Below are 23,414 nucleotides of genomic sequence, written 5' to 3' on the forward strand. Positions count from 1 at the left end.
GCGCGTTCGCGGTCTCGACAGCGCGCGCTCACATCGCGTCGAGAGCCTCGAGCGCGCGCTCGAGGTCGCGCTCGAAGGTGTCGAGGCGCTTCTCGACGACCTCACGCGCGAGGCCGTCGCGCAGCGCGGTCTCCAGCGCGCCTGCGCGCTCCGCCGCGCGGCGTGCGCCGATGCTCGCGACGAGGCCCTTCAGCGCGTGCGCTTCGCCCGCGAGCGCCGGATGCGGCGCGGACGTGCGGAGCGTGGCGATCGTGTCCGCCGCGTGGGTGCGGACGCGCGCGACCGTGCGCGCGAGGAGCGTGGTGCCGTCGGCCGCGCGCACCGACGCGAGATCGCGGACGACCTCGTGGTCGATCTCGTCGACTCCTGCGCGCGGCGCGGGCGCGACGACCGTGCGCGCGCGATCGACGCCGTCGAGCGCGAGGCGCGCGAGGCTGCGCGCCTGATCGAGCCGCAGCGGCTTGAGGAGCACGACGTCGAAGCCCGCGCCGACGGGATCGTGGCGCGCTTCCGCGAGCACGTTCGCCGTGAGCAGCGCGAGCACGGGACGCGTCGTCGCGTGGTGGGTCTCGGCGCGTAGGAGGCGCGCCGTCTCGAGGCCATCGAGCTCGGGCATGTGATAGTCGATGACGACGAGGTCGTAGCGCTCGGTGCGCGCTCGCTCGATCGCCTCGCGACCGTCCTCGGCGGTGTCGACGTGCACGCCGAGCGTGCGGAACATCGCAGCGAGCAGCTCGCGCGCGGGATCGGAGTCGTCGACGACGAGCACCCGCAACCGCGCGATCCGCGCGTCGTGCTCGATCGACGTCGAGGGTCGAGCGTCGGTGCTCGTCCTCGCGAGCCGGAAGCGCGCGATCGCGCGCGTGCCCTGGCCCTCGTGGCTCTCGAGCGCGAGCGTGCCGCCCATCGCGTCGAGCAGGCGATCGACGATCGCGAGGCCCAGTCCCACACCACCGCGCGACGACGCGCTCGGCGCGGCCTGCACGAAGGGCTCGCGCGCGCGCTCGAGGAGCGCCTCGCTCATTCCGATGCCGGTGTCGCGCACCTCGAGCACGAGCCCGTCCACGTCGAGCGCGAGGTGCACGTCGATGCGACCTCGCTTCGTGAAGCGCGCCGCGTTCGAGAGCAGGTTCGCGAGCACGCGCCTCAGCTGATCGGGATCGCCCTCGAACGTATCGCGCGCGCGCTCGTCGATCGTCGCCCCGAGCGCCACGCCCTCGTGCACGCGGGGACGCATCGCGTCGACCTCGTGCTCCACGAGCGCCGCGAGATCGAAGCTCGTGCGTCGCATCACCGGCGGCCCGCCCGACGACACGTGCTCGAGGAGATCCTCGACGAGGCGGAGCAGCGCGTCGGTCTGCACCGTGACCAGGTCGAGCCAGCGCCGTGGCTCGTCGTCGAGAGGAACCCGCGCGAGCAGCTCGGAGAACCCCGCGATGCAGTGCAGCGGCGAGCGCAGCTCGTGGCTCAGCGTCGCCAGCAGCTGGGCGCGCTCGTGCGCCGATCGCGAGGCGCGCCGCTCGGCCTCGCGCAGCCGCTCCTCCGCGATCTTGCGCTCCTCGATGTCGCGCACGCTGGTGCGGAACCCCCGGCGCGCGCCGGTCTCGACGGTCAACGGCTGCCACGAGATCGCGACGAAGCGCGTGCTGCCGTCCTTGCGCACGATGCGCAGCTCGACGTCGTTGCCGGTGCGTCCTTCGCGCGCGCTGCGGAGCACCTCGGCGGCGCGGGCGCGATCGTCGGGATGCACGATCGGCAGCGGGAACTGCGACATCGCGAGGCACTCGTCGCGCTCGTAGCCGGTGATCCGCTGCACCGCGGGGTTCACCCAGCGCACGCGATCGTGCTCGTCGATCCACGTCTCCCAGTCGTACGTCGAGTCCGCGATCGCGCGGTACGGCGGCTCGTCGTGCATTCAGCTCTCGGTCGAGGGGACGAGGCCGTGCGCGAGCGCGAAGCGCGTGAGGCTCGCGACGTCGTGGATGTCGAGCTTCTGCATGAGGTTCGCGCGGTGGTTCTGCACGGTCTTCTCGCGGATGCCGAGCGCATCGGCGATCTCGCGCGACGTGGCACCGCGTGCGACGAGCGCGAGGATCTCGCGCTCGCGTCCGGTGAGCTCGGCCGCAGGCTGGCGTCGGGTCGCGTGACGTCGCAGCAGCTCCGCGGTGCGGCGGCAGTAGAAGGTCTCGCCCGCGATCACGCGCTCGATCGCGGTCGCGAGATCGGTCAGCGGCGCGCCCTTCATCACGATCGCGTGGGCGCGCGACGAGACCGCTTGCTCGAGCACCCACGGCTCCTCGTGCGCGGTGACGAGGACGACGTGCTTCGGTCGCCCCGGGGCGAGGCGCCGCAGCAGCGCGAGGCCGCTCTCGCCGGGCAGCCCCACGTCGAGCAGGAGCACGTCGACGTCGCGCGTCGCGAGCGCCTGGCTGGCATCGGCGGTCGTGGAGAATGCGCCGACGATCTCCACGCCGTCGCGTGCACCGAGCCACTCGACGAGCATGTCGCGGAAGATCGTCTGGTCGTCGAGGATGAGCAGCTTCGTGGGCACGGTCTCTCCTGCATCCTAGGGCGCTCCTCCCGGGATGGCCTGGGTGATCTTGCTCATGTCCGGAGTGCGCCGTCGCCCCAGGGTCGGGCCATGCGCCTGCGAAATCTCCTGGTCGGATCGCTCCTCCTCGTGTCCGCCGGATGCGGCGGCGCCCAGACCTCGCGCGCGACCGCGATCGCCAATGCGTGTGACGAGCTCGACGCGAGCACGCGCACCGCTGCGGTGTTCGACGCGCCGCTCACGGTGGTCTCGGCGGAGCGTGTCTACACCGACAATCCCAAGCCGTTCATGCGGGATCCCCGCGGCATCGCGGTCGACGTGCGCGCCGAGCCCGGCATGGATCAGCCGTACCTGCACCGCGTCGTGACGTGCCGGCTCGGCGCGACCGACGGACGCACCAGCGTCGCGGTGCAGTCGCGCGGGCCGGTCTATCGCGTGACGGTGACCAGCGACCAGGCGAGCACCGCGCGCGATCTCTTCGCGCAGCTCGACTCGCTCCAGACCGACCTTTGAGGTCCCTGCCGGAGTGCTCGTCCCGCGGGGCCCGGACGGGAGCGCGCGAAGCGCGCGGACGGTAGGGACCGGCGGGCGAGCCGATTTTTCGACCGTCCTTGACCGCTCAGGGCGCGCCGAGCAGCACGGTGATCTCACCGTGCTCGGCGCGCACGCGCACCGCGCGATCACGGAGCTCCGGCGCGCCTGCGAGGATCACCGCGATCGGCGTGACCACGCGCTCCTCGATCACGCGACGGAGCGGGCGCGCACCGCGCGCGCGATGCCAACCGAGCTCGGCGAGACGGACGCGCGCCGCCGCGTCGACGTCGAGCGTGATCGCGCGCCGCACCAGGCCGGTGCGCTTCGCCGCCGACGCGAGCTCGAGATCGACGATGCGCAGCAGATCGTCGTGCGCGAGGTTCCGGAAGCGCACGACGCGATCGATGCGATTGAAGAGCTCGGGGCGGAACGCGCCGCGCACCGCGCGCTCGAAGTCGGGCTCGAGCGCCGCGCCGAAGCCCGGCGCGACGGGCTCGGACGCGCCGAGGTTCGACGTCATCACCACGAGGCTCATGCGGAAGTCGACGAGACGGCCGAGCGAGTCGGTGAGACGACCTTCTCCGAGCACGCCGAGCAGCAGGTCGAACACCTCGGGGTGCGCCTTCTCGATCTCGTCGAGCAGGACGAGCGAGAGCGGCTCCTTTCGCACGCGATCGGCGAGGCTCGTCGCGCCGGGGCTCGACGCGAGCAGCCGCGGCGCCGAGCCCGGCGCGAGGTACTCGCTCATGTCGACGCGGATCATCCGGTCCTCGGAGCCGAAGAGGAATCGCGCGATCTGCTTCGCGAGCTCCGTCTTCCCGACCCCGGTGGATCCGACGAAGAGCAGCGATCCCAGCGGGCGCTCGGGATCGTTCATGCCCGCCTTGAAGCGCGCGAGGACGCGCGCCGCGGTGGCGCACGCCTCGTCCTGACCGATCACGCGCGCGCGCAGTGCATCGGCGATCTTCGCGGAGCCGAACGCGACGTCGTCGTCGAGCAGCTCGAGCGGCAGGCCGGAGAAGCGCGCGAACGCGCGCGAGACGTCGCTCGGGTAGACGCGCGTCGCGGTGCTCTCGGTCGCCGCGGTGTGTCGCGACATCCAGTCGAGGAAGCGCACGCCCTTGCCCGGGAAGCGCTGGTGGCGCTGGTACGCGTCGAGGTGACGCACCAGGCGCTTCCACGCCTCGGGATGGAACGCGGGGCCGCGGATGCGCTGCTGGTAGAGCGAGAGGAATGCGGGCATCGCGTCGCGCGCCGGCTCGTCGATGCGCACCACGCGGAACGCGTCGACCAGCGCGCCGGCGCGACGGCGGCACTCCTCGAGCTCGCTCTCGGTGCACTCCGCGACCACGCGGATCTCACCGGCGACGATCGCGGGACCGAGGACCTCCGCGATGCTCGATCCGTCGTGCTGTCGCTCGAGGAGCGCGAGCAGGCGATCGACGTGCAGCAGATCGCCGCCGCTCGCGAGCTCCTCGACGAGCGAGAGACAGCGCTCCTGCCACATGCCGAGGTACGTCATGCCGGCGAGGATGCGGTCGCGCGACGTGGACCAGAGGCGCGGGCGACCGCGCTTGTTGCCGCCGCGGCGCTGGGCCGCGAGGCGCTTCGCGAAGCGCTGCACGAACGACGTCTTGCCGACGCCTTCGCCGCCGACGAGCAGCAGCGAGGGCGGGCGGTCGCGATCGAGCTCGGAGATCGTCGCGTCGAACGCGGGATCGTCGCCGACGAGCTGGGGCAAGCCGCCGGCGGTCGCGCGCGCGGTGAGATCCTCGGCGATCGCGCGGAGCGTGGGCGGCGCGAGGTGCGTCTCGGCGTCGTCGGCGGAGACGGTCTGGGTCGAGAGCTCGGGGTCCCACTCGCGCACGACCTCGTCGGGCTCTTCGCGCAGCTCGTAGAGCGCGCGACCTGCCGCGCCGAGCAGGCCTCCGGCGACGACGTGCTGGATCGCGGCGCGCGCGCCCTCGAGATCCTCGAGCAGCAGCCAGAGCCCGAGGCGCGGCAGCATCACGCGGATCGCGCCGCTCTCCACGCGGCTCCACGCGTAGCGGATGCGCAGCGGGATCGTGCGCGAGCCGACGACCGGCTGCTTCTCGACGAACGAGAGCGGCGCGACGTCGACCACCACCGAGCTCACGTGGAAGGTCTCGTCCCAGAGGTAGCGATCGATCGTGTCCTCGCCCGACGCGATGCGCGCGGCGAGCGTGCGCTCGATCGCCGCGCGCACCTCGGCCTCGGTCGCGCCGTACGCGCTCGGGACCGGCTGATCGAACAAGCTGTCCCAGCTGCGCATCGCGTAGCCGCTCTTGCGACCGTCCTCGTGCGACACGAGCCAGAGGCGCATCGTCTTGCGGCTCATCGGGCCACCTCTTCGCGGCTCGCGCGGATCGGGAGCGCGCGTGCGAGCGCGGTGATCATGTCGCGCGCTTCGAACGACGCGGCCCACGCGAGGCGCAGATCCTCGATCTCGGCGAGCGCGCTCTCGCCGGTACGCACCGGGGGATCGAAGCGGAGCACGCGCACGACCGGCAGGAGCGCGGCGGGATCGGGCGGCAAGGGCGAGATCCCCGCCTCGAGCGCGTGCTCGAACGCGCGCCGCGTATCGAGGTGATCGCGGAGCAGGACCCGAGGATCGGTGCCGGCGCGCACCGGCGTGATGGAGACGCGCACCACCTCGGAGTGCCCACCGAGCGAGTGCCAGACGTGGCAGCCGCTCTCTTCCTCGAGGCGATCGAGGATGCACAGACCGCTCGCGACGACGATCACGTGATCGGCGCCCTGCGCTTCGGTGGGCTGCACCGTGCGTGGCGCGTCGTGCACCAGCGCGGAGATGGTCGCGTGATCGGTGGGTGGCGCGAGGTACACGCCGAGCAGCGCGGAGAGCAGGCTCGCGCTGCGCTCGCGCCGCGCGCGGCCGACCCGCAGCAGCTCGATCGCGACGGTGTGCTGGCGGGGATCGTCGGCGCGAAGGACCGCGCGGCGCAGCAGATCGCGCTCGGTGATCACCTCGAGCATGCCCGCGCGATCGAGGGCGCGCTCGGCCACTCGCTCGCGGACCCGGGAGTCGCCGCTCTTGCCCGGCTGATCGTGATGGCGACGTCGCGACTTCGTCGCGCGCGCGCTGGGCGCGGCGAGGTCGTGCTCGTCCTCGTATCGATCCCAGCGATCCTCTTCGGACGCGGTGGAGCCCTCGAGGCGGATGCGCAGCGCGGCGAGCCGATCGCGCACCCGCTCGACCGCGTGCAGCACCTCGTCGAGCTCCGCGCGCGCCTCGCCCGAGAGCGCGCGGCGTCGCTGCATGAGCTGCGCGGTGCGCTCCTCGAGCAGGCCGCGCTCTTCGATGGTGTGCACCTCGTCGAGCACGTCGGGGAGCAGCGGCTCGAGCTCGATCGCCGGACGATCGAGCAGCGCGGCCATCGGGTGCTCGGCGAGCACGGGATCGGCCTCGACCAGCGGATCGGTGCGCGCGCTGAACCCGCTCGCGTCCGACGCGAGGCGCACGATGCGCATGCGCCCCCGCGGCCCGCCCGCGATCTCCTCGGCGAGCAGAGAGCCCACGCGATCCTCGAGCCACCGCTTCACCGAGCGCGCGCCGCCTTGGACGTCGAACGCCTCGTGCGCGATGCGCGTCACCGCGCGCTCGTTCGCGAACACGTAGACGCCGCGCTCCGCGAGGCCGCGACGTGCGAGCAGCTTCGAGAGCTCCTTCTCCGCGACGCGCTCCGCGACCTCGAGCGAGAGGGGATCGAACGGAACGACGCGATCGATGCGGTTGAAGAGCTCGGGCGGGAAGAACTCGCGCACCGCGCGCAGCACGTCGAGGCGCTGCCCCTGCACCGAGGGATCGAACCCGATCGCGGCGCCGCTGCGCCCGCCGAGGTTCGACGTCATCAGCACGACGGTGTGCGTGAAGTCCGCGGTGATGCCCGCGGCGTCGGTGAGGCGACCTTCGTCGAGCAGCTGCAAGAGGAGCTGCAGCACCGCGGGGTGCGCCTTCTCGATCTCGTCGAGCAGCACCACGCAGAAGGGCTGCTCGCGCACCCGCCGCGTGAGCATGCCCTCGGGATCCCAGGCGTCGCCGATCAAACGTGCGACCGCGCCGGGGTGTCCGAGCTCGCCCATGTCGATGCGCACGAGGCGCTGCTCGCCGCCGTAGAGCCAGCGCGCGATCGCGCGCGCGAGCTCGGTCTTGCCGGTGCCGGTCGGGCCGGTGAGCAGGTAGACGCCGTAGGGCCGGCGCGGATCGACCAGGCCCGCGCGGATCCGCATCGCGAGATCGACCGCGGCGCGCACCGCGGCGGGCTGGCCCATCACGTCGCGCGCGAAGAACGCTTCGACGTCGGCGGGATCGAGCGGCGCGTCGGGCTGCACCAGCGACGCGGGCAGCCCGGTGCGGCGCGCGAGCTCGGCGACGACGTCGGCGGGTCCGACCGCGCGCGGCGGATCGTCGGGGCGCTCGGGGGCGCGACCGACCGCGCGCAGCAGGTCGAGCGCCTTGCCCGGGAATGCGCGCCCCGGCGAGAGCCCACCGCCGAGATCGAGGATCGCGCGGTACGCGAGCGGCGCGAAGCGCACGCGGCGCTCGTGCTCGAGGCGACGCGCCTCGTGGAACATCATGCGCAGCACGACATCGACCGGCGGCTCGTGCACCAGCACGCGCTGGAAGAGCTCGGCGAAGCCCGGCGCGTCGTCCTCGAGCCGCTGCAGCTGCTCGGGTGTGACCTCGCCGATCATCACGATCTCGCCGCGCGCGAGCGGGCCCCGGAACACGTCGGCGAAGCTGCGATCGCTGCCGGTGTGACGCCCCGCGCGACCGAACGTGTGCAGGTCCTCGACGCGCAGCACGACGGGGCGCGCGCGGCAGTCCGCGAGCACCTCCATGCAGCGCTTCTCCCACTCGCCGAGGTGCGACATGCCCGCGATCGTGCGGCGCGCGGAGATCGACCAGACCTCGGTGACGCGATCGAGGTTGCGGTGCGCGGACCAGCCTTCCGCGTCGAGCAGATCGACGATCGCACGATCGACGAGCGTGCTCTTGCCGACGCCCGGCGCGCCGACGACGAGCGTCGACTGCTTGCGGGGCGCGCAGAGCAGGCGCTGCAGCTGCTCGCGGTGCGGCGAGCGCGGCATGCCGGTCGCGAGCGTGCCTTCTGCCGCCCGCACGGTGAGGTTGGTGCCGATGCGCGGGAGCACGCGCAGCCCGCCGCGCTTCTTCTTGCCGCGGGCGTCGACCATCGAGTCGAGATCGAGATCGGCGAAGGGATCGCGCTCGCGCTCGGGGATCCCGTCGAGCAGCGACGTCACCTTCGTCGAGAACGACATCGAGGTGATCGAGTCCTTGCCGTCGGTGGTGAGCACCTCGAGCTCTTCGTCGCTCAGATCGGCCCAGCGCGACGCGAAGAAGACCCTCGCCTGATCTTCGAGCGGCCGCTCGGGATCGAGCGCGAACCACTCGTGCTGGCGGAGCGGGTGATAGACGAGCGTCACGCGATGCTCGGGCGTGGCCCATCGCGGCTCGAGCACGAGCGGGTGCGCTCCGATGTGCGCGCGACGCCCGAGCCGCTCGCCGTCCAACGAGAGCTCGAGTCGGACGCGGCGCAGCTCGAGACCACGCGCCGGCTCGAAGCGCGCGAGCTCCAGCGGCGGAAGGCCCTCGAGCACCGCGCGCAGACGCTCGACGAGCGCCTGCTGCGCGCGCACTGCGGATGCGCCCGAGCGCGTCACGACGTGCGGCGAGGTGCCGAGCGTCGTCCACTCCCACTGCGCGCCGGTGCACACCTGATAGACCGCGACGCGGAACGAGAGGCGATGGCTCACGGCGCCTCCTCGTCGAGCGTCTCGCTCGTGGTGGGCACGTCGAGCGATCCGCGCACCGACGAGGCTGGCTGGCCTCCGCCCATTCGCCAGAGATGCTCGAACACGATCGCCTCGAGCTCGCGCGCCGCGTGCGCAGGATCGAGCGCGAGCCGCTCGCGACCATCGAGGATCGCGAGCGTGCGCGTCGCGAGATCCCAGTCGCGCACCGTCGTCGCGCGCGCCGAGATCTCACCACGAGGGCGCGGCTCGGTCATCGTCGGTGCGAGCCAGGACGCGTCGTCGAGCGGGCCCTCGGTGCGCAGCACCGTGATCGTGAGGTGCTCGCGTCGCTCGCCGTGCCTCCAGCGGTGCAGGCCCGCCTCCGCCGCGAGCAACGCGCCCGCGTCGCGTCCGCGCATCGCGAGGATCACCGAGGTCGACGCACGATCGTCGCGCTCGAGGCGCTCGCGTGCCTGATCGGCCGTGCGCGGCGGGCCCCAACGTCGTGTGATCGGCCAGTCCTCGCCGCGATCGCCCTCGAGATGCATCCGCCCGACCCATCCGAGCTCGCTCTCGCGATCGAGCAGCGGGAGCAGCCAGCGATCGAGCGTGCGTCCACCACGCTCCTCGACGAGCAGCACGATCGAATCGGCGCGCAGCGGCGCGACGAACACGCGCCCGAGCGCGCGTCGCAGCGCCCACTCCGACGCGCGCGCCTCGGGGAGCAGGGTCTCCGCGCCACGTCCCGAGAGCACCGATGCGAGCGCGAGCTCTTCGATCGACTCGAGCTCGCGCATCTGCTCGATCACGCGATCGCTGGGATCGGCGAGGCGATGGTGCTCGGTCCGCAGCGCGCCGATCTCGCGCGCCGGCACGTCGCCGCGCCGTCGATCCTGCTCGTCGACGTCGCCCCACGACATCTCGGACACCAGCAGCTCGACGCGGGCGCGCACGTCCGTGAACGCTGGCGCCGCGAGCCACGCCTGAGCACGACGGCGCACCTCGGTGATCGCCTCGAGCTCGATCACGTCGCGACGACCGGTGCGTCCCTCGCCGCGCTCGATCTCGATCACCAGCCCGTCGATCACCGTGCGCGCGAGCGGCGAGGTCTTGCTCGCCGGCTCGTCCTCGTTCCGAACGCGCACCACCGCGTGGCGCGCGCGATCGCCGAGCCGCGCGAGGAGGTGCGCCGCCGGCGCGACGAGCGAGTCCTCGACGTGACGCCGGAGCGCGCGCGCGCCGTAGTGCTCGCTGGTGCCCACCGTCGCGAGGCGGTCGGCGGCGGCGTCGCTCACCACGAGCGCGACGCCGTGCTCCACGAGCCCGCGTCGCTGCTCGATGCGCGCGAGGAGCAGCCGCACGACCTGCCGCATCTCGATCGTCCCGAGCGGATGCAGCGGCACGATGCGATCGATGCGGTTCACCAGCTCGGGGCGGAACGTACGCTCGACCGCGCGCAGGTAGTGCTCGTCGTCGGGCACCGCGCGCGCACCGATGCCGATCGACGCCGCGCGATGCGTCGCGCCGAGGTTGCTCGTCATCACGACGATCGCGTCGTGGAAGTACGCGGTGCGACCGCGTCCGTCGGTGAGCCGCCCTTCACCCGTGACCTGCAGCAGCAGATCGAACACCGCCGGATGGGCCTTCTCGATCTCGTCGAGGAGCACCACGCAGAACGGCTGCTGGCGCACCGCGCGGGTGAGCAGACCGTCGCCGCCCTCCGCGCCGATCAGGCGCATCGCCGCGCTCGGATCGGCGTACTCGCTCATGTCGAGCCGCAGCAGGCGATCGGGCGATCCGAAGAGGTGCGCGGCGAGCGTGCGCGCGAGCTCGGTCTTCCCGACGCCGGTGGGCCCGACGAAGAGGAACGTCGCGAGCGGCTTGTCGCCCGGCGCGAGATCCGCCTTCACCACGCAGAGCGTGTCGACGACGCGGCGCACCGCTTCGTCCTGACCTGCGATGCGCGCCGCGAACGATGCGCGCAGCTCGTTCGCGTCGAGGCGTCGATCGGGTCGCAGCAGCGCTTCCGGCACGCCGCTCGCGATCGAGAACGCGCGGAACACGCGCGCTGCGTCGATCGACGCGGCGCGATCGGCGCGTGCCTCGGACTCCTCGGCGGCGCGGATCTCCTCGAGGAGGCGCAGCGCCTTGCCGGGGAAGGGCTGGTACGGGAGGAAGCGCTCCGCGAGATCGAGGAGCGCGACACGTCCCTCGGCATCCGGCATCGCGCGCTCCGGCGCATGGGCGCGCGACCACGCGACGGCGGCATCGAGCGCGCGCTCGGTGCTCGCACGATCGAGCGGCGCGACGCGCACGCGATGGAGCAGCGACGCGAAGCCCGGCTGTCGCGTCTCGAGGCGATCGGCTGCGTCGTCGGAGATCTCGCCCAGCAGTCGCAGCCGCCCCTGCTCGAGCCAGCTCTTGAGCGACGAGACGAGGTCGACGCTGCCCTCGGCGCGATCCGCGAGCAGGTCGCCGAGGTCGTCGAAATAGAGGAACGCCGAGAGCGTCTCCGCGGCCTCGATCACCCGGCGCAGCCGCTCCTGCCACTGCCCGAGGAAGCTCATCCCCGCGACGAGCTGCGCCGCCGACGTCTGGTACACGCGCGGCACGCGCCCCGCCGCGCGCTCGCGACGAATCCACGCGTGCACCACCGCGCTCTTGCCGACCAGCGGCGCACCGACGATCGCGACGCGAGACGTCTCGCGCGTCGCGCAGAGCGCCGCGAGCATCGCGACCTCGCGATCGCGTCCGATCACCGGCGGCGCTTCTTCGGGGAGCTCGCGGTGCAGCGGGCGCGCGACGGTGCGCAGCAGATCGTCGGCGCGCTTCTGCGCTTCGTGCTGCGCGCGACGCTTGCGCTCCGCGGCGCTCGTCGCGTCCGTGCTCGCCTCGAGGGGCACGCGCACCGGCTCGAGCGTGTGCCCGGCGACGCCCATCAGCGCCCGTCGCGCATCGGGCGTCGGCGCGAGCGCGGCGAGCAGTCGCGCGGCCTCGCGCTTCGCGACCTCGTCGACGTCCTCGTCCGCTGCCGCCCATCCCGCTGCGGCGAGCGTCGGGAAGAGCAGCCACGCATCGCGCGCGCCCTCGCGATCGGGCCCGGTGGGCACCACGACACAGGGCACGTCGATCGGGATCGGGCGCTGGATGCGACGGGGCAACGAAGGATCGCGCAGCTCCGCGCGCACGGCGCGCAAGGTCGTCGTGATCGGCAGCGCGTGACGCGCCACGCGCTCCGCGCTTCGTGCTTGCGAGAGCGTCGCCGCGAGGAAGAGGCGCAGCTCTTCGATGGCTTCGCCTTCTCGCTCGAACGCGATCGCGCCCGGGTCGACCGGCGAGCGCACCAACGCGCGTCCGCCTGGGAGCGCCTGCACCAGCGCGAGCGTGTCGATGTCTCGCGCGCCTCGGACGTCGTTCGGCCCCTCGCTCACAGCGGTCGCATCCTACGCGGGAATGCGCGCGCGCGTGCCTCCCGTTCGTGCCGCGAACGCGCCCGCTCGTTGCGGGCCCACGACGGCTCGACCGGATCGCGCGAGGTCGCTGCGATCGCGAGCCCATGCTGGAGGCCGATGCATACGACGCTCGCTCACGACACGATCACCGCGGCACGCGCCACGTGGGGCGTCGCATCGTCCCCGCCGATGCCACGATGGCGCGAGTACATGGCGTGGATCGACGCGCGCCGCGCGGATGCGGAGCGCTTCAACCCCGGTGAGATCGCGCTCGAGCGATCGCTGATCGCGCTCGTGACCGGGACCCGCACCGATGCGCCCCACGACGCGCTCCCCTGGCTCGACGGCGCCGCGGGCCCACCCTCGCGTCGTCTCTACTGCGCGCTCGTCTCGTTCGTCGACGACTACGACGGGCCGTTCCCGACCGAGCTCTTCCCGCACGACGAGGTGCACGCGCTGCGGCTCGCCCTGCGCGCGCAGCGACGCGCGCTGACGATCGACGAGCAGCTCGCGGTCGCGCTCGATCACACCGGGAATCGTGCGTTCCCCGCGGCGATCCTGCTGCACGCGGTGATGCGCCTCGTCGCCCGGGATCGCGACGCGCGCGCGCTCGGTGGGCTCGACTGGGAAGAGCGACTCCACGACGCGGCGTGCATCGCACCCTTCGCGCCCTCGGTGGCCGGCGACGGAGATCCGCCGGGCGACACCTATCACTACTGGGCGAACTTCGCGGTCGGCTTCCACGCCGCGCTCCACGGTCGCGTCGCACCGCGCGCGCTCGGCGCCGCGTTCTACCTCGGTCCGATCGCGATGCGCTGGATCCGCGAGGGCGTGTTCGGCAGCGAGCTCTTCGCGGGTGCGCACACCGAGTGCGACCGCATGGGCCTGCGCCACGGTCGTGCCGTCGCGGGTGCGATCACGAGGTCGCGATGAGCGCGCGTGCCCTCACGCATCGGGCGCCGCCGGGTCGGCCCGAGGAGCTGCTCGTGCTGCCGCCGCTGCTCGCGCGCCTGCCGATCCTCCGCGAGCTCCCGGCGTTCTGGCCGATCTATCTCTGGCATCACCGGCGGCCCTGGACGCGGCGTCTCCATCACCTCGGCTCGTGGTCGTGCATCGCCGGCGCGGTGCTCGCGCTCGCGCTCGGCGCGTGGTGGGCGGTGCTGCTCGGTCTCGTCGTCGGCTACGGACTCGCGTTCGCCGGGCACTGGGTCGTGGAGCGCAACCGACCGCTCACCTTCGGGCGCCCGATCCTCGCGGGGATCGGCAACTGGATGATGTTCGCGCTCGAGCTCGGCGGGCGCCTCGAGGTGCACCTCCAGGTCGTGCAGGAGCAGCCGCGCGACGACTGGGACGACTACGACGTCGGCAGCAACTGATCTTGCTCGCGTGGGGCGAGCGGGTAATGTGCGCCGCGCATGACGATCCGGGACCTCGGTTACCGCCCGTACGACGGTCCACGACTGCCACCGTCGAACGCGGTCTGGGTCCTCTTCCGCTACGGCCTCGGACGCGCGTGGGCGTCGTGGCTCGTGAAGCTCGCCGCGTTCACCGCGTGGCTCCCGGTGATCGGCTTCGTCATCGGCTCGTGGGCCGCGAACTCCGCGATGGAGGCGGTCCCGCCCGAGGCGCGCGCCGAGGTGCTGCCGCCGATCGTGCATCTCTTCGCCGACGAGTCGCGCGCGCTGAGCGGGCTCTTCGGTCTCGAGACCTGGTTCTTCGTGAGCCTCGTGACGGTCGGCGCAGGCGCGGGCGCGATCGCGCACGACCGCACCCATCGCGCGTTCCAGTTCTACTTCGCGAAGCCGGTCACGCCCGAGACCTACCTCGCGGGCCGCGTCTCCGCGATCGCGACCTGGGTCTTCGCGATCGCGTTCGTCCCCGCGTTCCTCTACTGCATCGCGCTCGCCGCGTTCGGGCCGCGCGAGGAAGCGCTCGACACGCTCGGGCTCCTGCTCCCCGCGCTCGTGTTCTCGCTGCTCCTCGCGATCGTGATGTCGATCGCGTCGGTCGCGGTGTCGTCGCTGAGCGCGAGCCGCGCGCTCACGATCTCGACGTGGCTCACGGTGTTCGTCGTGCCTCACGTCATCGCAGGCGTCGTCGACGTGGTCTCGCGCGCGAGCGGTCGCCAGGAGGGCTTCCCCTGGCTCTACCTCGGCTCGTTCACCGCGATGCTCGGCACGGTGCGCGACGCGCTCTTCAAGCTCGACGATCCCAGCGCGCTCGAGTGGTACCACGCGGCCGGCGCGCTCGGCGTGATGGTCGTCGGGCTCGGAGCGCTCGCGCTGCATCGCCTGCGCGCGCAGGAGGTGATCACGTGAGCGCGGCCAGCATCCAGGCGATCGGCGTCTCGAAGTGGTACGGCAAGGTCACCGCGCTGCAGGACGTCAGCCTCCAGCTGAAGCCCGGCGTGTGGGGCCTGCTCGGCCCGAACGGCTCGGGCAAGACGACCTTCATGCGCCTCTGCGCCGGGCTCTCGAAGCCGAGCCTCGGTCAGATCCGCGTGTGCGGTGACGCGCCCTTCGCGAACCCCGAGGTGCTGCGCCGCATCGGGCTCTGCCCCGAGGCCGACGCGCTCTACGACGAGCTCACGGCGCTCGAGTTCGTCACCGCGATGGCCGAGCTCTCCGGCTACTCGCGCAAGGACGCGCGCGACCGCGCGGTGAAGGCGCTCACCGACTTCGGCCTCGACAAGGCGATGGAGCGCAAGATGGGCGGCTACAGCCGCGGCATGCGCCAGCGCGCGAAGCTCGCGCAGTCGGTGGTGCACGATCCCGACGTGCTGCTCCTCGACGAGCCGCTCACCGGCACCGACCCCACGTCGCGCCACGTGATCCTCGATCAGGTGCGCATCCGCGCGAACGCGGGCGCGGTGGTGCTCTTCTCGACGCACGTGCTGGTCGAGGTCGAGGCGCTCACCGAGCAGGTGCTGCTGATCGCGCGCGGTCAGCTCGTCGCGCAGGGCAAGGTCCACGAGATCCGCGACCTCCTCGAGGAGCACCCGCACCACGTGCGCGTCGACTGCGATCGCCCGCGCGATCTCGCGGCGGCGGTGCTCGCATCGCCCGAGGGAGAAGGCGTGCTCGGCATCTCGTTCCCTTCGTCCACCGAGGTCGAGCTCGAGACGCGCAAGCCCGACGAGACCTACTCGGTCATCGCGAAGATGATCGTCGAGGGCGGCTTCACGGTGCGCTCGCTGACGAGCCCCGACGCGTCGCTCGAGGCGCTCTTCCACTACCTCGTCGAGCGCAGCGGCCGCATGGCGGGCACCGGCTCCGACGCCGCGAGCGGATCGGCGAAGCCCTACCAGGCCGCGCTCTCACCCGGCGCCGCATCTGCAGGCGCCCGCACCGAGAAGAAGAAGGGAGCACGCGCGTGAGCCCTCCGCCCGTTCCCGACTTCGCGAGCGCGCTCTCGGCCTCGCTGCGACTCTCGTGGACGCGCCTGCTGCGCGGACGCAAGGTGCGCCTCGGCGCCGCCGCGGTGGTGCTCGTCGTCGTCGCCGCCGTCGCGGTCCGCTATCTGATCGATCCGCCGGAGCCCGAGCGCGTGGTCGAGGCCGCAGTCCGCGTCGGCTTCCTCAACATGCTCGTGTTCCTCCTGCCGTTCCTGTTCACGGCGGGCGCGATCGCGGAAGAGGTCGAGAACCGCACGCTGCCGTACCTCACGTTGCGACCCGCGGGCCGCATCGCGATCACGCTCGGCAAGTTCTTCACCGGCGCGGCGCTCAGCATCTTGCTGCTCGCGGGCGGCGTGCTCGTGATCCACGTCGCGTCGTTCGCGACCGATCCCACGCCGATGATCGAAGAGCTGCCCGACACGCTGCGCATGATCGGCGCGCTCTCGCTGCTCGCGCTCTGCTACTCGGCGCTCTGTCTGCTCTGGGGCTCGCTCGTCGTCGAAGCGGGTGGGCTGCTCGCGACCCTTCACCTCGCGGTGATCGAGTACGGCTTCTCGTGGCTGCCCGGTCTCGCGCGGCTCGTGTCGATGAACCACTTCGCGTCGGAGCTCGCAGGCTTCGAGCGCACGGGGTGGGGCGCGGAGAGCGTGCCCGACGTCGACACCTGGATCTGCGCGACGATCATCGCGGTGGTGACGCTCCTCTATCTCGTGCTCGCGTCGGTCGTCGTGCGCACGTCGGAGCTCGGATTCGGGAAGGCGTGATCGTGTAGGATCACGCGCGTCTCGATGAGGACCGAGTCGCACATCAGCATCACGCGGACGACGGTGCGCGAGGGCGAGATCTCGCGCCACGCCGGAACGCGATTCGAGGGCGGGCGCGCGTACGCGGTCGCGACCGGGCTCGGCCTGCCGCGCAGCTGGCCGATGGCGACGAGCGCGATCCTCGTCGGCTTCGAGCGCGGGCTCGAGGAGACGCGCACCAAGCAGGGACCGCCGCCCGCAGGGCTCACCGGCGCGGGGCGCGCGCTGCACTGCGCGGAGCGCGCGCGCGCGTCGCTCGCGGATCTCTGCGAGCAGCTCGTCGAGCGCTCGCTGCCCGATGCGTCGTTCGTCGCGCTGCTCGTCGAGCACGGTGATCTGCACGTCGTGAGCGCGGGCCCGACGCGCGCGTACCTGCATCGACGCGGCAAGCCGCAGCGCCTCACGCCGCGGGAAGAGCCGGCGGGCGGCGTGCTGCGCTCCGCGGTCAGCCACTGCCACGTCGTGCTCGAGCCGGGCGATCTCTTGATGATGGGATCGGTCAGCGCGTTCTCGATGCGCGCGATCTCGCAGGTCGTCTCGGTGCTGCAGGCCGATCCGCGCACCGCGCCCGCGGTGATCGCGAGCGTGCTGACGGATCCCGCCGGGCAGGCGGGCGTCGGCGCGGGCGCGGTCGTGATGCGCGTGGAGTGATCACGCGCGCCGACGACGGCGCGCGATCACGAAGAGCGCGATCAGCACGAGCACGCCGGGCGATCCCGCGCCGCCGAGCGCGACGCTGCATCCGCCCGAGCTGCTCGGACGAGGGCGACACACGGTCACGTCGCCCTCGCGCACGCAGTCGTGGCCGAGCGGGCACGATCTCGCGCCACCGCACGTGGCGGTGCACGCGCCGTCGATGCACGTGCCCTGCGCGCACGCGACGCTCCCGTCGCACGCCTCGCCGAGCACCGGCGCGCTCGGGATGCAGCGCATCTCGCCGTCGGCGTCGGCGCAGGTGCCGCCGGGACACGACACGGCATCGGTGCAGCGACGCGCGCAGAAGCGCTCGCCGGTCTCGCGCGCGAGGCAGCGCGCGTCGTTGCAGTCCACGTCGTCGCGACAGGTGCCGAAGGGCCCGCCGCGCTCACCGCGCGCGCAGAAGCCGTCGACGCAGCGCATGCCGCGCCCGCAGTCTCCGTCGCCTGCGCAGATCGCGGTGCACTGCACCGCACCGTCGACCTCGCCGCACCCGAACGTCGAGCACTCGCTCGCGAGCTCGCACACCTCACCGCGCCCACGACCGCCGGGACGCGCGCTCGGCGCCACGCACACGCCGCAGCTGCCCGCGTCGGCGCTGCACACCTCGACGGCGGGGCACGTGACCGAGTCGCCGCGGCACGGCGTCGCGCACACGCCGCCTTCGCAGCGCAGCGACACGCACTCGGTGTCGGCGCTGCACGCATCGCCCTCCGAGCCCGAGCCCGACGTTCCCGGCGCGCACAGGCCCTCGCAGCCCGTGCTCGTCGCGCAGTAGAAGCCCTCGACCGCGACGGGATCGCCACCGAAGGGCGGCACGATCTCGCCGCAGCTCGTCGCGGGCGCGAGCGGATCGCAAGGGCGCGAGCAGCGACGCGCCCCCCCGATCTCGGCGCACAGCGCGCTCGGCGGCGCGCCGTCGCGCAGCGCCTCGGGGAGCGGACCGAACGCGCACTGATCGTCGCGCTCGCACGCCTCGCCGAGCGCGAGACATCCCTCGTCGATCTCGCCGTCGCAGTCGTCGTCGAGCGAGTTGCAGAGCTCGTCGCCCGACGCGACGCACGCGCCGCTGCGCACGATCGCGGCGTCGATCACGTCGATGTGCGTGTCGATGCGGTTCCACGCATCGAGCATCGCGGGGCAGTCGCCCTGGTTCGCCGCGAGCCCGTACGACGCGACACCGACGATCTGGCGGGGCCGCGTCCCGTCGCCCTCGAGGATGATCGGTCCGCCCGAGTCGCCCTGGCAGATCGTGTTGCGCGCCTCGAGCACCGTCGTCGTGACGTTCTCGATCGTCGTGGTCGTGCGGTACTTGATGCCGACCTCGCGCTCGCGCGTCGTGCCGAACCCGATCGCCGTGACGGTGCTGCCGACGAGATCGGTCGGCGGCTCCCGCCGCACCGCGATCGGCTCCACGCCCTCGACCGGCTCGCGGAGGATCAGCAGCGCGATGTCGGTGCCGTCGCTGATGAAGAAGGGACCGGGCGTCGTCACCACCTGCTGCACGCGATGGTTCGTGGTCGCGCCCGAGCGATTGCCGACGCCGACCGCGAAGAACGCCGCAGGCGCGGGGCTCGTCGCGGTCTGCTGCTGCACGCAGTGCTTCGCGGTCAGCACCACGCGATCGGTGATCAGCGTGCCGGTGCACGCACCGATCACGGCTTGGATGAGCACCACCGCGGGCTCGCCGGTCTCGCGCTCGCCGTCGACGATCGGCGCGCCGAGACCCCTCGAGAGCGGAGTCGACTCACACCCCGAGATCGACGCGACGAGCAGCAAGAAGAGAAAGCCCGGACGGTTCATGCGAAGCCTCCGGGCGTCGGACGCTACTGGAGCGATCCCGCGCTGAATACCCATTCACGCGCGGCGCGCGTGCGCGAGGTCACGTGATCAGAACGTGCACGTCCCGGTGGTCGTGGAGCAGCGCAGGCTCGGGTCGATCTGCGCGCAGAACTCGTCGCCGCCAATCAGCGTGCAGCGCGGCGCGCAGAGCCCGATCGTGTCGGCCCAGCACACGTTGATGCCGCCGCAGTCCGCATTGCTCGTGCACCGGCACGCGAACTCGTCGGACAAGCCGTTGCCGTTGTCGTCCGAGCCGTTGCAGCACTCGCCGACGTCGGGCACCGGCGAGCAGTCGCCGTCGGCGCAGTCGGACGTTCCGTCGCAGTCGTCGTCGCGACCGTTGGTGCACATCGCGACCGAGCCCTCGACCGGCACGCACATCGAGCCGGCGTCGCGGGGCCCGGCGTCGCGCGGAGGCGGCGGGATCCCCGCGTCGCGCGCGGCGCACAGCGGCGAGGCGACGCACTCGCGATCGAGGCAGTCGACGAGCCCGTCGCAGTCCTCGTCGGCACCGCCCCCGCAGCGCTCGGGTCCGGTGGGCACGCAGCACATCGGCGTCCCGGCGCACAGCGGATCGTCGCAGTCGATGCGCCCGTTGCAGTCCTCGTCGATGCCGTTGCCGCACTGCTCGGGGCCCTGGAACACGCAGCACGCGGGATCGCTCGAGCACGCGAAGTCCGCGCAGTCCGGCGCGCCGTTGCAGTCGTCGTCGACGCCGTTGGCGCACTGCTCGGCGCCGGTGGGCACGCAGCACGAGGGATCGATCTGGCAGTCGGGATCGGCGCAGTCGGTGCGACCGTCGCAGTCCTCGTCGAAGCGATTCGTGCACTGGTCCTCGAACCCGGTGCACGCGCCGCAACCGGGCTCGAATTCGCAGTCGGGATCGTCGCAGTCCTTCAGCGCGTCGCAGTCCTCGTCGAACCCGCTGTTGCAGATCTCGAAGGGCAGGCACACGAGGCAGAGGGGCTGTCCCGCGCAGTCGGGATCGTCGCAGTCGAACGATCCGTCGCAGTCGTCGTCGCGCCCGTTGCGGCACGCCTCCGCCACGCAGCCGGGCTGACACGAGGGATCGCGCGCACACTGCGGATCGTCGCAGTCGACGAGGTGATCGCAGTCCTCGTCGACGCCGGTCCCGCAGATCTCGAGCGGCAGACAGAACGCGCAGATCGGCTGTCCCGCGCACTCGCCGTCGTCGCAGTCGGCGTCGCCGTCGCAGTCGTCGTCGCGCCCGTTGCGGCAGGTCTCGGTGGGCGCGCAGGTCAGGCACGCCGGGCTCCGCGCGCAGTCGGAGTCGTCGCAGTCGACCTGCATGTCGCAGTCGTCGTCCGCGCCGTTCGTGCAGGCCTCGCGCGTGCAGCTCACGCACGTGGGCGCAGCGCGGCAGTCGGAGTCCGAGCAGTCCGCGCGACCGTCGCAGTCGTCGTCACCACCGTTCGTGCAGACCTCGGTCACGCACACGCGACACGAGGGATCGAGCGCGCAGTCGGAGTCGTCGCAGTCGACGCGCAGGTCGCAGTCCTGATCGGCGCCGTCCGCGCAGATCTCGGGGCGCGGGATGCAGCTCGAGCACACCGGGTCGCGCGCACAGTCGGAGTCGGCGCAGTCGGTGCGACCGTCGCAGTCGTCGTCGACTCCGCCGGTGCAGCGCTCGGGGCGCGGCGTGCAGACCGCGCAGATCGGATCCGCGAAGCAGTCGGGATCCTCGCAGTCGAAGCGGTTGTCGCAGTCCTCGTCGGCGCCGCCGCGGCAGAGCTCGGGGAAGCACATGCGGCACGCGGGATCGCGACCGCACGAGATCGAGTCGCTGCAGTCGGCGAGACCGTCGCAGTCGTCGTCGACCGCGTTGTTGCAGACCTCGGCGCGCGGGCGGCAGCAGCTCGGGCTCGTGGTGCAGTCGGGATCGTCGCAGTCGACGCGTCCATCGCAGTCGTCGTCGGTCGCGCCGGTGCACTGCTCGGGGCGCGGCGTGCAGCAGAGCGGCGAGCGCGCGCAGTCCGTGTCGGCGCAGTCCAGGCGATTGTCGCAGTCGTCGTCGTTCCCGTCGTCGCAGAAGACCTCGCGCGGGGTGCACATGCGGCACGCGGGATCGGCGGTGCAGTCGCTGTCGTCGCAGTCGACGCGACCGTCGCAGTCCTCGTCGTCGCCGTCGGCGCACGCGGTCTCGCGCGCGGCGCACGCGCAGTCGGGGCTGCGCGCGCAGTCGGGATCGTCGCAGTCGATGCGCATGTCGCAGTCCTCGTCGAGCCCGTCGTCGCAGCGCGCCTCGCGGCGCGTGCACATGCGGCACTCGGGGCGACCCGCGCACTCGGGATCGAGGCAGTCGATGCGGCCGTCACAGTCGTCGTCGACCATGTCGCGACACGCGACCTCGCGCGGTCCGCGCGGCACGCAGGTGAGGCACTCCGCGGTCATCGCGCAGGTGGGATCGTCGCAGTCGACCGCGCCGTTGCAGTCGTTGTCGACGCGATCACGGCAGAGCTCGGGCACGCCCGGGCGCACGCGCGGATTGCGATCGTCGCAGTCGGCGCCGCCGCAGCTCACGGCGGGCACACCGTCGCCGTCGTCGTCCCGCAGCGTGGTCGTGCAGGCGTTCACCGCCTCGTCGCAGCGATCGCTCGTGCACGCGTTGCCGTCGTCGCAGCGGGGCGCGGGGCTGCGCACGCATCCCATCGGGCTGCAGCGCTCGGCGCCGTTGCAGAAGAGCGTGTCGTCGCAGAGCGTGTCGCGCGCGGTGGTGGTGCAGCGATCGAGCGTCTCGCTGCACTCGTCGAGCGTGCAGTCGACTCCGTCGTCGCACGCGACGCGCGGGCCGGGGGCACAGCGACCGGCGACGCACTGCTCGGCGCCGTTGCAGAACGAGCCGTCCTGGCACTCCATCGCGGTCGTGCAGCGGCGCACCACGCAGCCGTCGATCGGCGTGCAGATCTCGCCCGTCGCGCAGCGCGACGAGTCGGGGATCGACTCGCAGCTGCGCGTCGCCTCGACGCAGCGATCGCTGGTGCAGGCGACCGTGTCGTCGCAGACCGGCGCTGCGCCGCGCACGCACACGCCGCTGCGGCAGCGCTCCTGCCCGTTGCAGAAGAGATCGTCGTCGCAGTCCTCGTCGAAGTTGCAGGCGCCACCGTCGCCGCCGTCGCGCCCGGCATCGCCCGCGTCGTCGATCACGATGCCGCCGTCGCCGGCATCGCCCGCATCGTCGCCGCCATCGCCGGCGTCGATCGCCGCGTCCATGCCGCCGTCGTCCGGGTCGATCCCGCGGCCGGCATCGCGGAACAGATCGAGCTCGCTCCGCCCACATCCCGCGACGACGAGCAGTGACGCGATCGACGCGACGAAGTGAAGACGAGCACTGCGAACGGACATCTGCGACCTCCCTGGACCCGGGACGATTCTACCGGGGACGCCCGCCGGACCGTGAGCGTCGTCTGCGCGCACCGACGCTCGGTCCGCGGAGTGGCCGGGTCCCCGGAGTTCCGTCGCGCTTCGATAAGCGCTTCGCGAAGCGGGCCGCCGTTTTCTTCTCCATCGTCGTTCGACGATCCGACCATTCGCTCCGAGATGACGCGCCGTCTGTTCGCCTCGGTCCTCGCGCTCCTGCTCCTGGCCGGCTGGGTCACCGACGACGTGCCGTTGCCGCGTGATCTCGAGGCGGAAGGCATCGACGAGGACTGCGGCACCGTGCTCTCGCCACCGAGCGGCGCGCGTCGTGCGGCGGCGATCGCGGGGCGCGGGCGCGCGATCGGCGCGCTCGATCGCGCGGCGTGCGAGACGGCGCTGCGCGGCGCGGGCGTCGCGTTCGAGGCGGTCTCCGCGAGCGAGGCGAGCGGCGTCGAGCAGGCGATCCGCCTCGCGGGGCCGCTCGACGGAGTGCGCATCACGCCGGACGAGGGCGTGCACTCGGTGATCGACTGTCGTCTCGCGGTCGCGCTGCTCGCGTGGGCGCCCGACCTGCGCGCACAGGGGGTCGCGCGGGTCGAGCACGTCTCGATCTATCGACCAGGGGCGCGCGTCGCGGGGAGCCGCCGGGTGTCGGGCCACGCGCACGCGCTCGCGATCGACGCGCTCGCGTTCGTGCTCGACGACGGGCGGCGTCTGCCGGTGCTCGACGCGTGGCTCGATCGCGCGCGAGGCGTCGATCCGTGCACGACCCACGAGGGCGACGACGACGGCACGGCGCGCATGAGGGCCGCGGTGTGCGCGGCGGTGCAGCACGATCTGTTTCAGGTGGTGCTCACCCCGCACCACGACGACGCGCACGCGAATCACGTGCACCTCGAAGTACGACCCGGCGTCGACTGGAGCTTCGTGCATTGAGGGGGTCCGGGTCCCGGGTCCGGAAAGCG

15 protein-coding genes are annotated in these 23,414 nt (G+C 72.5%); 8 read left to right on the forward strand and 7 right to left on the reverse strand.

Annotated elements, in window-relative coordinates; genetic code table 11:
* Positions 1 to 28: 28 nt before the first annotated feature.
* Together I5071_RS07640 and I5071_RS07645 are read right to left on the reverse strand one after the other, a co-directional pair.
* The gene (locus I5071_RS07640; RefSeq protein WP_236604742.1) at positions 29 to 1,915 is read right to left on the reverse strand and encodes an ATP-binding protein; all 1,887 of its coding nucleotides are present in this window, start codon (positions 1,913 to 1,915) and stop codon (positions 29 to 31) included.
* A complete protein-coding gene (locus I5071_RS07645) occupies positions 1,916 to 2,551 on the reverse strand; it encodes a LuxR C-terminal-related transcriptional regulator (protein WP_236604743.1) in 636 nt (211 codons plus the stop codon).
* A 90-nt stretch (positions 2,552 to 2,641) separates the two neighbouring features.
* On the opposite strand from I5071_RS07645, the gene I5071_RS07650 reads away from it, so the two are divergent.
* A complete protein-coding gene (locus I5071_RS07650) occupies positions 2,642 to 3,064 on the forward strand; it encodes a hypothetical protein (RefSeq protein WP_236604744.1) in 423 nt (140 codons plus the stop codon).
* Positions 3,065 to 3,170: 106 nt separating this feature from the next.
* Here I5071_RS07650 and I5071_RS07655 read toward each other — a convergent pair whose 3' ends face one another.
* The 3 genes from I5071_RS07655 to I5071_RS07665 are packed head-to-tail and all read right to left on the reverse strand — an operon-like array spanning position 3,171 to position 12,312.
* The gene (locus tag I5071_RS07655; RefSeq protein ID WP_236604745.1) at positions 3,171 to 5,444 is read right to left on the reverse strand and encodes an AAA family ATPase; all 2,274 of its coding nucleotides are present in this window, start codon (positions 5,442 to 5,444) and stop codon (positions 3,171 to 3,173) included.
* Positions 5,441 to 8,902 (reverse strand): AAA family ATPase, encoded by a 3,462-nt coding sequence (locus I5071_RS07660; RefSeq protein WP_236604746.1) that lies wholly within the window; start codon positions 8,900 to 8,902, stop codon positions 5,441 to 5,443. Before I5071_RS07660 ends, I5071_RS07655 begins: the two co-directional genes overlap by 4 nt.
* Positions 8,899 to 12,312: an AAA family ATPase gene (locus I5071_RS07665; protein WP_236604747.1), complete on the reverse strand. Its 3,414-nt coding sequence runs from the start codon at positions 12,310 to 12,312 to the stop codon at positions 8,899 to 8,901. Before I5071_RS07665 ends, I5071_RS07660 begins: the two co-directional genes overlap by 4 nt.
* Positions 12,313 to 12,450: 138 nt before the next feature.
* On the opposite strand from I5071_RS07665, the gene I5071_RS07670 reads away from it, so the two are divergent.
* From I5071_RS07670 to I5071_RS07695, 6 genes are read left to right on the forward strand one after another with little or no spacing between them, the layout of a single operon-like run.
* Complete coding sequence (locus I5071_RS07670) at positions 12,451 to 13,266, forward strand: hypothetical protein (RefSeq protein ID WP_236604748.1); 816 nt, start codon at positions 12,451 to 12,453, stop codon at positions 13,264 to 13,266.
* Complete coding sequence (locus tag I5071_RS07675) at positions 13,263 to 13,709, forward strand: DUF962 domain-containing protein (RefSeq protein WP_236604749.1); 447 nt, start codon at positions 13,263 to 13,265, stop codon at positions 13,707 to 13,709. The genes I5071_RS07670 and I5071_RS07675 overlap by 4 nt, the downstream gene beginning before the upstream one ends.
* Before the next feature lie 39 nt (positions 13,710 to 13,748).
* Positions 13,749 to 14,651, forward strand: coding sequence for an ABC transporter permease subunit (locus I5071_RS07680; RefSeq protein WP_236604750.1), 903 nt, complete (start codon positions 13,749 to 13,751; stop codon positions 14,649 to 14,651).
* Positions 14,648 to 15,709 (forward strand): ABC transporter ATP-binding protein, encoded by a 1,062-nt coding sequence (locus tag I5071_RS07685; RefSeq protein ID WP_236604751.1) that lies wholly within the window; start codon positions 14,648 to 14,650, stop codon positions 15,707 to 15,709. The genes I5071_RS07680 and I5071_RS07685 overlap by 4 nt, the downstream gene beginning before the upstream one ends.
* Positions 15,706 to 16,494 (forward strand): ABC transporter permease, encoded by a 789-nt coding sequence (locus I5071_RS07690; RefSeq protein WP_236604752.1) that lies wholly within the window; start codon positions 15,706 to 15,708, stop codon positions 16,492 to 16,494. Before I5071_RS07685 ends, I5071_RS07690 begins: the two co-directional genes overlap by 4 nt.
* Positions 16,495 to 16,518: 24 nt before the next feature.
* A complete protein-coding gene (locus I5071_RS07695) occupies positions 16,519 to 17,184 on the forward strand; it encodes a hypothetical protein (RefSeq protein WP_236604753.1) in 666 nt (221 codons plus the stop codon).
* On the opposite strand, the gene I5071_RS07700 is transcribed toward I5071_RS07695, so the two are convergent.
* Positions 17,185 to 19,032: a S1 family peptidase gene (locus tag I5071_RS07700; RefSeq protein WP_236604754.1), complete on the reverse strand. Its 1,848-nt coding sequence runs from the start codon at positions 19,030 to 19,032 to the stop codon at positions 17,185 to 17,187.
* Between the two features lie 87 nt (positions 19,033 to 19,119).
* Complete coding sequence (locus I5071_RS07705; protein WP_236604755.1) at positions 19,120 to 22,434, reverse strand: MopE-related protein; 3,315 nt, start codon at positions 22,432 to 22,434, stop codon at positions 19,120 to 19,122.
* Between the two features lie 195 nt (positions 22,435 to 22,629).
* Between I5071_RS07705 and I5071_RS07710 the strand changes: the two genes are divergently transcribed.
* Positions 22,630 to 23,385, forward strand: coding sequence for an extensin family protein (locus I5071_RS07710; RefSeq protein WP_236604756.1), 756 nt, complete (start codon positions 22,630 to 22,632; stop codon positions 23,383 to 23,385).
* The last annotated feature ends 29 nt before the right edge of the window (positions 23,386 to 23,414 follow it).

Source organism: Sandaracinus amylolyticus, assembly GCF_021631985.1.
GTDB lineage: Bacteria > Myxococcota_A > Polyangia > Polyangiales > Sandaracinaceae > Sandaracinus > Sandaracinus amylolyticus_A.

Bases quoted from the DNA above. Each gene is read 5' to 3' on its own strand.
- I5071_RS07695 (WP_236604753.1), top strand. From the start codon at position 16,519: ATGAGGACCGAGTCGCACATCAGCATCACGCGGACGACGGTGCGCGAG.
- I5071_RS07705 (WP_236604755.1), bottom strand. From the start codon at position 22,434: ATGTCCGTTCGCAGTGCTCGTCTTCACTTCGTCGCGTCGATCGCGTCA.
- I5071_RS07655 (WP_236604745.1), bottom strand. From the start codon at position 5,444: ATGAGCCGCAAGACGATGCGCCTCTGGCTCGTGTCGCACGAGGACGGT.
- I5071_RS07700 (WP_236604754.1), bottom strand. From the start codon at position 19,032: ATGAACCGTCCGGGCTTTCTCTTCTTGCTGCTCGTCGCGTCGATCTCG.
- I5071_RS07650 (WP_236604744.1), top strand. From the start codon at position 2,642: ATGCGCCTGCGAAATCTCCTGGTCGGATCGCTCCTCCTCGTGTCCGCC.
- I5071_RS07640 (WP_236604742.1), bottom strand. From the start codon at position 1,915: ATGCACGACGAGCCGCCGTACCGCGCGATCGCGGACTCGACGTACGAC.
- I5071_RS07670 (WP_236604748.1), top strand. From the start codon at position 12,451: ATGCATACGACGCTCGCTCACGACACGATCACCGCGGCACGCGCCACG.
- I5071_RS07710 (WP_236604756.1), top strand. From the start codon at position 22,630: ATGACGCGCCGTCTGTTCGCCTCGGTCCTCGCGCTCCTGCTCCTGGCC.
- I5071_RS07675 (WP_236604749.1), top strand. From the start codon at position 13,263: ATGAGCGCGCGTGCCCTCACGCATCGGGCGCCGCCGGGTCGGCCCGAG.
- I5071_RS07680 (WP_236604750.1), top strand. From the start codon at position 13,749: ATGACGATCCGGGACCTCGGTTACCGCCCGTACGACGGTCCACGACTG.